Here is a 9,610-nt window from a genome sequence, read left to right as displayed (position 1 = left end):
GTCTGTGCCATCCCGCACTCCTCGTGATCGTTACCCGGTAACACCCCGTGCGACGCACGGTATCGGATAACAATCGGAATACTCAAGGTGTGCTGGATCTAGCGCTTACGAATCTCCGAGGCCGAATGACCTCATCTGAAGTTTGGATCTGCGTCGGAGCGCGATCTTGATCCCCGAGGGACGTTGCCTGGCGCGCCAACGACTTCGCGACGCGTCCAACTCCGGCCGCTCACAGTGGGCCGCCAGGGACTCGTGAGTGGGTAAGACACGCCTATTGCCCCGTAAAACACGCAAGCCGTCACACCACCTACCTGGCAAAATTTAAGGCCGAAATATCCTGCCCCGAGACAATGATGTCCTGGCTGGCTGGCGTGAATACCGTGGAGAAAAAAAGATCGTGCGGCTCAATTCGATATGGACCGTCAGGCACAACAAATAGATAAAGGCCAGTATTATCAGTCAAATTTGAGAGGGATGCTCCGCCGCTACTAATCATCACTGACGTACCTGGGCTCGGGGCACCATTCACACTGAAAGTAATCCGCCCATCGACACGATATGCCGGCGCGACCATGTCAACAAGTGTGACATCATGATCCACAACGTCAAACGTCTGACTAGAGGGTGAAAAATCATAATGAAAAGCCGACGACTTTGGAGTCAAAGTATATGTCCCTGGTGGAACGCAACTTAGAGAATACGCGCCCGCTTTGGCGCCAGAATCGGGTACGGCTGTCAAGTCCTTTGCCCCGGCGAGAGTGACTGAGATTCCGCTCTCAAAGAAACCCAACCCAATGCCATTGACGCTTCTTAATTGGCCACTAACCTTGAATGAAGGGCCAGTTTTCGAAATATCCACGCTTGCTGTGCCATTAATTCCTGCTGGGTCGCTTGCACTGACAATAATGGTGTTAGTCCCCATTGCCACGGGCACAGTTGCCGTCCATCGGTGGTTAAAGGGGCCAGTTAAGCCTGATACGCTCACAGTCTGTATGGCTTTCCCGGCCTGGCCATTTGTCTCGTTGCGCCACGTCACGGTAACGCCAGTAATCTCCTCCGCGGATCCGTTACAGCAGCCGAAAAATGTCGGACTAATAAATGCTGCCCCCGTAAGAGAAACCTCATTACAGATTGTTGAGGTGGTATCTGGTGAATCGATTGTTACCCATCCCGTCGGTGGAGGGCGGCTGATAATGTCACCTCCGTCGCCCCCGCCTCCGCCGCCCCCGCATGAGGCCACCAGCAGGATACTGATCATGAGAAAGCACGCTCTCTTTATCCCGTCAAACATGATGACCTTCCTTTGAGTAACAATCTAACTCAGTAGGCAACAACATTACCATCGCCCATTCGATCACTTGAATACAATCTATCCTCGTTCGAGCATATGCACGCTCAGTCCACCAAATTTGACTTGAGTCAAATTGCAACGGAGTAGCGGCTGCCGAGCATTCATGAATTCACCAACCCAAATGTGAGGGCACTGGAGAGCCCTCGGTAACGTCTTTCCCCTTGCCAGTACCGTAGTTCTCTACTCACCCGCATGACTGTGGTCCTCTAGTCCCTCTAGACTAGATCCGGGCTCACTCCTTCACCTTTCGTCGGTCTCTCGGCCGATATTCGTTGGATCCAACGATCCAACGTATGGGAGCATATGTGCACATTCATGCGGGAAATCATGTTCAAGACGGCCGCCGGCGCGGTTCGCGGTTTGTCACTTGCTGAAGCAACTTCGCGGAATCGCGTCCGGTTTATGGCGTAGCTCGCTCGACGCGTGGGGAGCATTGGTCGCAAGAGCCACCTTTGGCATTCAAAATGATTGACCGCTTTCACGAAAGCGTAGCGCCGGGCACGTCAAGCTGTTCAGCGATCCCACCAGGTGTGAGCCCCGCTGGGCCGGCAACCACCAGCATCCGGAGACCCGGAGACGCAGGTTGTGGGCAAGGGCAGCTAAGGAGCGGATAGCATCATTTTCTTCCACGATTCCAATATATTGGAAACGTGGAAGAAATACTGGGGCCTGATAGGGGAGAGATGACCTCATCTGGCCAGCCGCGATGAGGCCTGGCCGGCCGTAGCCGACCGAGGCCGTGTGGAAACGTCTCTCGAATCGCACCAATGCGCGTCCCCTCCGGGGCGTAGCCTCTCTTATCGCATTTTCGGCTATTCCACGTCGAAACGGGTGCGAACAGCGCTAATAGCGCCCCTGAGGGCGATCTTCAGACCATTTTTTTGGCGCAAATGGGTGCTTACACACCCGCCAGGCGCATGGCCTTCATTGTTTTCGAGAACCCGAGAATTCGAAGAACGCGCTTGAGGTTGTACGCCAGAACATGCAGGCTCATTTCAGTACCTACATTCGGTAGCGTGCGCGTCAGGAAGTGCGTGTAGCCCATCCAATGTTTGAAGGTTCCGAAGACATGTTCGACGGTTCGCCTGCGAACCGTCATTGCATCCGGCGTCTTGTCGAGCCGGCGCTGGACGGCCTCCAGCACTTCCTCATGCTCCCATCTGGAGATGCGCCGGTACGGACTCGGCGTGCACTTAAGCCCAAGTCATTGCCCGAAGGCGCGCACAATCAATCCAGAAGGATGATCGTGCCCTGAGGACATCAGGGTAAACCCACCTGTTGATTACTCCCACGTGAGCGTCGTCTCCGCTAGCAGGTGCGCAGCCAGGAGGTAATCCCCGTGTTGTACGGCCCGGGCCTCAAGCTCGTCGAGACACGGCTCCGATAGCTCTGTCAGCTCGAACAAGCAGTAGAGATAGCGCTGACGAAACGTGGTTTTTGTGGTTCTCAGGCCGCGAGTTAATGCATCTGGCGAACGTACGGCGATATGTTCGATGGTCCGGAACTGCACCGAGACGCCACATTCCTCGCCAAGTCGGCCGAGCTCGATGGCATCTTGCCAGGCCGTTTCGTAGTCGAGGTCGACTGTGTCCCCTCTGCGCAAGTTGATGTGTTCAACCGCAGAAGCTCGATTGTGAGCGACGAAACATGTCATCGGCGGACCTCGTCTGCATGGCATTCCATTGGCGGAGACTGCCGCGCCGCCGCGCCCCGGCGAAGTTCATTGATCACAATAGTGCCGAATCTCGCCTTGTCATCGTTGCGCTTTCGAACTTTACCGTCCGAGCTACAGTGTGACAAGACGGAGCCAACGTCTCAGTTTGACCCAATGGTCAGCCAGTACGATGCAGCGACGTGCAAGCTCACCTGTTTATAAAACCGACCGGTCGGTTACGGTTTGATCAGAACATTTGAGGCACATCAAATCGGGATAGCCAAGTAGGTCGCATCCTGCGACTAGACAATCGAGACTCCGAATTGCCACAAAAAGGCTTTCGGTCGCGGCTGCAAGACACTATGATGCACTTTCCGAGCGCACGTGACCGACACGCGCTTGCCAGCCAGACCTTGCGTCCGAGAGTAAGGTAGCCGTTTTATCCAAGCTTGGCCAACCATTCGGGCGGTAGTGAAGTCCCGTAGTCCCGTAGCACTATTAGATCTATAGCTTGGGAGACGACTGTGCTGAGCCATCACGAATTTGCCACGTTGGTATTGCTAAACGGCAACCCGCACCCCGCGGAGCTGGACCAGGCGGACTTAGAAGCGTTGCTTGCGCGCCAGCTCATCACGCTGGAACGGCTCGGGCCAGACCATAGCCGTCCCCACGTCACGATCCAAGGCTATGCCTTCCTCAAGGCATTAGGCCGTGTTCCGGCGATGGCCGGCCGCCAAGCTTGGCAATAAACCCATCGCTTTGTCTCACACCGAACGTCGCGGGCCTTGGAAAGGTGCCGGTTCCGACGTTTCCTATGCATTCCGGCGTACGCCGCAAGCGCGCTACGCTGCAATGAACATCGACTCGATTACCCATAACGGCCTGCCGGGCAGGCCGCATCTAGGAGACGCAAGATGTGGACAGTGGAACAATGCAAGAACGTGCAAGCGGCTGGTCTTGATGCCATGCTCGGATTGGCGAAACAAGCCTTCGATGGCTTCGAGAAAGTGGTGGCGCTAAATCTCCAAACCACGAAGACGAGCTTGGCGTTGACCAGAGAGGGCGTATCGAAAATCCTCTCGGCTCAGAGCCCCCAAGAACTCACCGAATTACAGATGGAATGGCTTCAGCCACTCACCGACCACGCTTTGACGTATCGGCATCAATTGGCGGACATCCTCGCAGCCACGCGCGCGGAGTTCGCGAAGGTCGCTGAAGCCCAATACGCGGCAAGCAGGGGCCAACTGCAGGACTTCTTCGAAGGTGCGGTGAACAATGCGCCTTCAGGTTCGACGTCGCCGCTGGGTGCCTGGCAGGAAGCCATCAAGGCGACCACGATGCTCTTTGAGTCGATGCAATCGACGACAAAGCAGGCCGTAGAAGTCGCCGAAGGTAGCTTCAATACGGCGGTGGAGGCGGCCTCAAGAGGCGCGCGGCGCCGCGAAGCGCAGACGACCCATGGAGCCGCAAAGTAGGCCATAGCGTTGGTGCTCGGTAGATTTCGAATCTCAATCAAATTCTGCGAGACGATGGGACCTGATCAGCTGCAGGTCCTACGTCATCCTTACGGTATGACCGCTTAGAGGAATGAAGACATGACGAAAAAAGTCGCCATGGTCACGGGCGGGATGGGTGGTATCGGTGAAGTCATCAGCGCTCGTCTTCACGATGCGGGTTATGAAGTGGCGGTGACACATTCCCCTGGCAACAGCAGCGCCACGAACTGGTTGGGCACCATGGAGGAAAAAGGGCGGAAGTTCCACGCGTACCCTGTAGACGTCGCCGACTACGATTCATGTCAGCGCTGCGTGGCCGCAATCCGCGGAGAGCTTGGGCCCGTCGATATTTTGATCAACAACGCTGGCATTACGCGCGACGCGAGCTTCAAGAAGCTGGACAAGGTCAACTGGGATGCGGTCATGCGAACCAATCTTGACTCCGTGTTCAATATGACGAAGCCAGTGTGTGACGACATGGTCAAGCGCGGCTGGGGCCGCATCGTCAATGTGTCCTCCATCATTGGCTCCAAGGGTGGCTTCGGCCAAGCGAACTACGCGGCGGCCAAGGCCGGCATGCACGGTTTCACGAAATCACTGGCGCTGGAGGTGGCCAAGAGCGGTGTCACCGTGAACACGGTATCGCCGGGCTTCATTGCCACCAAGATGGTGACGGCCGTGCCTCAGGAGATCCTCGATACCAAAATCATTCCCCAAATCCCGGTAGGCCGTCTTGGCAAGCCAGATGAGGTGGCCGCGCTGATCGCATACCTGTGCTCGGAGGACGCTGCTTTCGTGACGGGGGCGAAAATCGCCATCAACGGCGGCCAGCACATGCAGTAAGGCGTTGACGCTTCGTCGAGCTCCCGGTTGGTCGGAGCCAGAGCGCCTCTTCGGAGGTGGCAAGAAGGACGTCATCGCCGCGTAGTAACGCGCCGCAGTATGGCTCCCGTCAAGTCGCTGACCACCTGAACATTGGTCCACGATCCGACTTCTCATTCCGGCAAATTGCGTGCGAGCCTTTATCATCACTTGCCTATCGCACCCGCTTTCAACAAGAGGCGATATTGCGTTGCGATCCCGCAACAAGTGTAATTCGCGGAGCTTAAATCAGGCTTAATTATGATTTAATTCTGGTCCGCAGCGGTCGTGCTGCATTAGTTGTGCGCCGCTGCGCAGGACCGGATCGAGCCCCCGCTTCGATCCGGTTTTTTTTGTCCAATTGATTTTTGCATGCGCTCGCCTCGAAGACGGCAAGAGATGAGGTCCACCGTGATCAGTCCGTGCTTGCGAGGATTGTGACCTCGTCGAATTCGGCGACCACCTGTCATCAGAAATCGCCGCGCGCATCATGCCGACCGGCACCTACGAGCCCATTGATGGGGCGGTGTCAACGCGCTTCCGCATGCCTGCGCCACCACCATGACTGCCCATTCAATCGTCGTTCGTGGCGCTTGGGGCCGCCGTGAAAGGCTGTTGTTTCGATTCGTCCTGACCACTGGCCTCGCCGAGTAGTCGCAGGACTGAGCGCAGCGCATCTTCTTCGATGAGCCCTTCGTCGCATGCAAAGCATCTCTGGACTCTCAGCACGGCAGTTTTCTCGTCGCACAGAGAATCTATCTCAAGAACGACTGCAGACATCTCGGCCTTTCCGCAATTTGTGCACAGCATGGGGTAGTTCAGGCTCGGTGGAGCATCACTGAGCATTGGAGGGCAATGTCAATCAAGTCTTGGGCGGTCGTTGGAAACCGAAGCAATCGTCTGCGACTCGCCAAAGAGAATGAACCTGGCTTTGCCGGAATGTTTTGCCGAGTAAAGGGCGGTGTCCGCCTTCAGGAGGAGCTCATTCCGGGTGTTGCCATCGCAGGGCGTTTTTAGCGCGGCGCCGACGCTCGTGCTGCATGCAATCTGGTGGCCATCGAGAATGAACGTCTCGCAGGTCGCCGAGAGCATCGCCTGGGCGACGCGCCGCACCTTATCCGACGTCGAGACGTCCTCCAAAATCACAGCAAACTCATCACCGCCTACTCGGGCAACAGCGCCGGTTTCGCCAACACAGGACTTCAGGCGAGTCGCGACGACATTCAGGAGCTTATCGCCAACGGGGTGGCCGTATGTGTCATTCACAAGCTTGAAGTTATCGAGGTCGACAAGGAGCAAAGCCACTATTTGCCCGCCTTCCTCGCTCTGGATCATCGCCGACTCCATGCGGCGGTCAAAGCCTTTTCGATTGAGCAGGCCTGTCAAATCGTCTGACAAGATCGTTTGCTCAAGGTGCCGCATCTTCTGGCGCTCTGCCGTGATATCTCTGGTAAAGAGATGCACGCCTATGACTCTGTCGGCTGTCGTACTCCAGGCAGGTTGATAAGTGACGTCAAAACAAACGGGCTGGTTGTCATGGACATGTTCAGCCTCAAACCTAACCAGTTCGCCGGAAAGTGCGCGCCGCAGGGGAGGGCCTAGCACTTTCGCATAAACAGCAGCTCCCCACAGGTGCATGGGTGTCAGTCCGATAATTTCATCGACAGAGATGCCAAATCGCTGTTCGTACGCTTGATTGACGAACACGTAGCGTTCGTCCTTGTCGAGGTAGGCAACGAGGTCCGGTATGTGGTTCGCAATGGCATGGATGCGAGCTTCCCGCTCCTCTGCCAACTTCCTTGCCGTCAGCAGTGCACCCGTGCGTTCGACAAGCTCGCCCATCACTCTGGAGAATGTCCTGGCTAGGGCACCGATTTCATCTGTTCTAGCAGTCGGAAGCGCAGCGCTCCTCGACAAGTCCGTCGCACATGCCTGCACGGCATATTCCAAGCTTACTAATGGCGCCATCAGGCGTCGGGCCACCCCCCACATCAGCAAGCCGGCTATCGCCAAGGCTACCGCAGTCACCGCTAAAATCTTTGACCTGGCGCGGGTAATTGGCGAGAAGGCTTCCTTTGCCGGAAGCGAGGCAATCAATTCCCACCCCACGGTTTCAAGGCGGCGTCGAGCAATAATGGGGCGCATCGGCCAAGCGAAGTCCCAAACGGAATGTGCGATATCGGTTCCGCAGGACTCATCTACGAAGCTTGCTGGCTGGAGTACCTTTGCCGGGTCTGCATGCACGACATAGCGAGGGGATTTCCCCGAAGAGACGAGGCAATAGGTTCCGGTCTCACCGATGCGGCTGCGAGACAGCGCGTTGAGGAAGTCTTCGCGCCGAAGGTCCAGCCTTCCGACAAGAACCGCGCGTACTCGCCCATCAATTGAGCGCACAGCCACGGCCATGGCGATTCCCGGCGTACCGGTTACCTGGGTGATCACCGGTTCCGAAATGACAACCGACGCGACGCGCAGAATGTCTTGAAAGAACTGCCGGCCCGACACATCAGGGTTGTGATCTATCGGCCTGGTATCGAATACCCGCTTACCGTCGGGCCAAGCGAGCAATAGTCCGTCGAACAATTCGGGAATAGGAGCGGCCTGTTCGGCGTTGCGCTTCAGTTCATCCGGGCGATGATCCAACTGCGAGGCCAGTTGCTCGGCAAGTCGGCGCAGGATGACGGCGCGAACTTCAAATTTGTCGTCGAGTTGCTCAGCGACGAGTTTGACTTGTGCGGCCTGCTGAGCCTGCAGGGAATCCTTTAGGTTCGCGACGACATATTGACGTGCAACCAGGATCAGCAGGACCGTGAGAAGAAGAACCACAACGACCGTCGAGGCAACCACACGGGATTTTAACGACCAGCGAAGCATTCCCTCAGCCTTTGCTTTTTTCATTGGAATCGCTCACAGTCCGATTCCCTGCCTTCGTTGAAGGCGCGCGGTTGTGTTCGGGACGCTGACCTCGGGGCGGCCATTGGGCTCTTCACCCGAATAGGGAAATGGAATGGTCAATGTTAGCGGAATTCCGAATATGACACGCGTGTTTTCATGCTTGACCCTGCCGCCGGGAGCCACCGGTAAAAATGAACTATCAAGCAAACATCTATGCGACTGCTGCAGGCAATCTGCAACCACGCAGACCGGAACGCCTCTATGTCCAACTCGGGACGGCGTGGCATTGAGCGCGCAGCGCCGCTCCGGGGCTGGCACCGCCAGCATTTCATCAGCGGACATCACTATTGAAATAGTCAAGTTTATGTCCACAATCCGGACGTTCCTTTCCGAAAAAGAACATGGGTGTCCCGTTTCGTATCCTGCTTCTTGCGCTTCCCACGGTCTTCCTGCTTTCGCTGGTCGAGGCAGTTGTGCTGAGTCTGCGCGCGCGGCGCGCCAGCACTGAACCCTTCGACTGGAAAGCGATGGGCCTGAGCATGTTCGATCAGGTCGTCCGGCAACTCATCCTGATGGTGCCTCTGAGTCTGGCCGCGCCAGTCTTAGCGTTTGCGTGGCATCATCGTATTGCAACGATCTCAATCGGGCCGTGGTGGACCTTTGCGCTGCTCTTCATCGGGCAAGAGTTCTGCTACTACTGGTTTCACCGCGCCGCGCATCGCGTGCGCTGGTTCTGGGCGACCCATGCAGTGCACCATTCGTCCAACCAGTTGAATCTATCGGCAGCGTATCGCCTTGGGTGGACCGGAAAGCTGACGGGCAACACCATGTTCTACACGCCGCTGGTTTGGCTGGGCTTTGACCCGAAGCTGGTTCTCGCCATGCTAAGCCTGAACCTGCTGTACCAGTTCTGGATTCACACCACCTGGATCCCGCGCCTCGGCTGGCTCGAGACGATTTTCAACACGCCCTCAGCGCATCGCGTGCACCACGCATCCAACCTGCGCTACCTGGACGCGAACTATGGCGGTGTGCTGATCTTGTTCGACCGACTCTTTGGGACCTACATCCCCGAAAGCAAGGATGAGCCTTGCGTCTATGGCCTGGTCCGGCCTGTCACCAGCTACAACCCGCTGGTGGTGGAATTGTAACCGTCAGCGGAACCCGTGTTGACCGGGACGATCTGATGTCAGAACTGATAGCCTCGGTCCTGCCAGTACTGCCAATCGGCAATGGCCTGCCGCGTCATCTCGTCGCTCGCCAGTGGCACGAGTTGCGCTAGTGGGACAGCAAGCTTGCGCTTGTTCCATCGTATCCACACGAAGGCTTCAGACTCGCACACGTCCTCGGGAG

At 56.8% G+C, this 9,610-nt stretch carries 7 protein-coding genes and 3 pseudogenes; 4 read left to right on the top strand and 6 right to left on the bottom strand.

The window, feature by feature from the left end; genetic code table 11:
• Nucleotides 1–307: 307 nt before the first annotated feature.
• The 3 genes and pseudogenes from KHO41_RS40330 to KHO41_RS40325 form a co-directional block, all read right to left on the bottom strand.
• Entirely contained in the window at nt 308–1,258 is a 951-nt protein-coding gene (locus KHO41_RS40330) for a hypothetical protein (protein WP_211958779.1), read from the bottom strand.
• A 574-nt stretch (nt 1,259–1,832) separates the two neighbouring features.
• Nucleotides 1,833–1,981, bottom strand: a pseudogene (locus KHO41_RS41555) (helix-turn-helix domain-containing protein); the annotation flags it as partial.
• A 268-nt stretch (nt 1,982–2,249) separates the two neighbouring features.
• A pseudogene (locus KHO41_RS40325) lies at nt 2,250–2,546 on the bottom strand (transposase); the annotation flags it as partial.
• A gap of 983 nt (nt 2,547–3,529) precedes the next feature.
• Between KHO41_RS40325 and KHO41_RS40320 the strand changes: the two are divergent.
• The 3 genes from KHO41_RS40320 to phbB all read left to right on the top strand — a co-directional run bounded on the left by KHO41_RS40320 (nt 3,530) and on the right by phbB (nt 5,344).
• Entirely contained in the window at nt 3,530–3,754 is a 225-nt protein-coding gene (locus KHO41_RS40320; RefSeq protein WP_211958778.1) for a hypothetical protein, read from the top strand.
• A 165-nt stretch (nt 3,755–3,919) separates the two neighbouring features.
• Entirely contained in the window at nt 3,920–4,480 is a 561-nt protein-coding gene (phaP, locus tag KHO41_RS40315) for a TIGR01841 family phasin (protein WP_211958777.1), read from the top strand.
• Nucleotides 4,481–4,600: 120 nt separating this feature from the next.
• On the top strand, nt 4,601–5,344 hold the full coding sequence (phbB, locus tag KHO41_RS40310) for an acetoacetyl-CoA reductase (protein ID WP_211958776.1): 744 nt from the start codon (nt 4,601–4,603) through the stop codon (nt 5,342–5,344).
• A 591-nt stretch (nt 5,345–5,935) separates the two neighbouring features.
• On the opposite strand, the gene KHO41_RS40305 is transcribed toward phbB, so the two are convergent.
• Nucleotides 5,936–6,142 carry a hypothetical protein gene (locus tag KHO41_RS40305; RefSeq protein ID WP_211958775.1) on the bottom strand — a complete coding sequence of 69 codons (207 nt, stop codon included), beginning with the start codon at nt 6,140–6,142 and terminating at the stop codon, nt 5,936–5,938.
• Nucleotides 6,143–6,220: 78 nt separating this feature from the next.
• Nucleotides 6,221–8,260: a diguanylate cyclase domain-containing protein gene (locus KHO41_RS40300; protein ID WP_244874269.1), complete on the bottom strand. Its 2,040-nt coding sequence runs from the start codon at nt 8,258–8,260 to the stop codon at nt 6,221–6,223.
• A 398-nt stretch (nt 8,261–8,658) separates the two neighbouring features.
• Between KHO41_RS40300 and KHO41_RS40295 the strand changes: the two are divergent.
• Nucleotides 8,659–9,402: pseudogene (locus KHO41_RS40295) on the top strand (sterol desaturase family protein); the annotation flags it as partial.
• Between the two features lie 44 nt (nt 9,403–9,446).
• Here KHO41_RS40295 and KHO41_RS40290 read toward each other — a convergent pair.
• Complete coding sequence (locus tag KHO41_RS40290) at nt 9,447–9,599, bottom strand: calcium-binding protein (RefSeq protein WP_280519735.1); 153 nt, start codon at nt 9,597–9,599, stop codon at nt 9,447–9,449.
• Between the last annotated feature and the right edge of the window lie 11 nt (nt 9,600–9,610).

The organism is Cupriavidus numazuensis (genome assembly GCF_905397435.1).
Classification (GTDB): domain Bacteria; phylum Pseudomonadota; class Gammaproteobacteria; order Burkholderiales; family Burkholderiaceae; genus Cupriavidus; species Cupriavidus numazuensis.
This window is presented reverse-complemented; position numbering and strand designations above follow the sequence as displayed.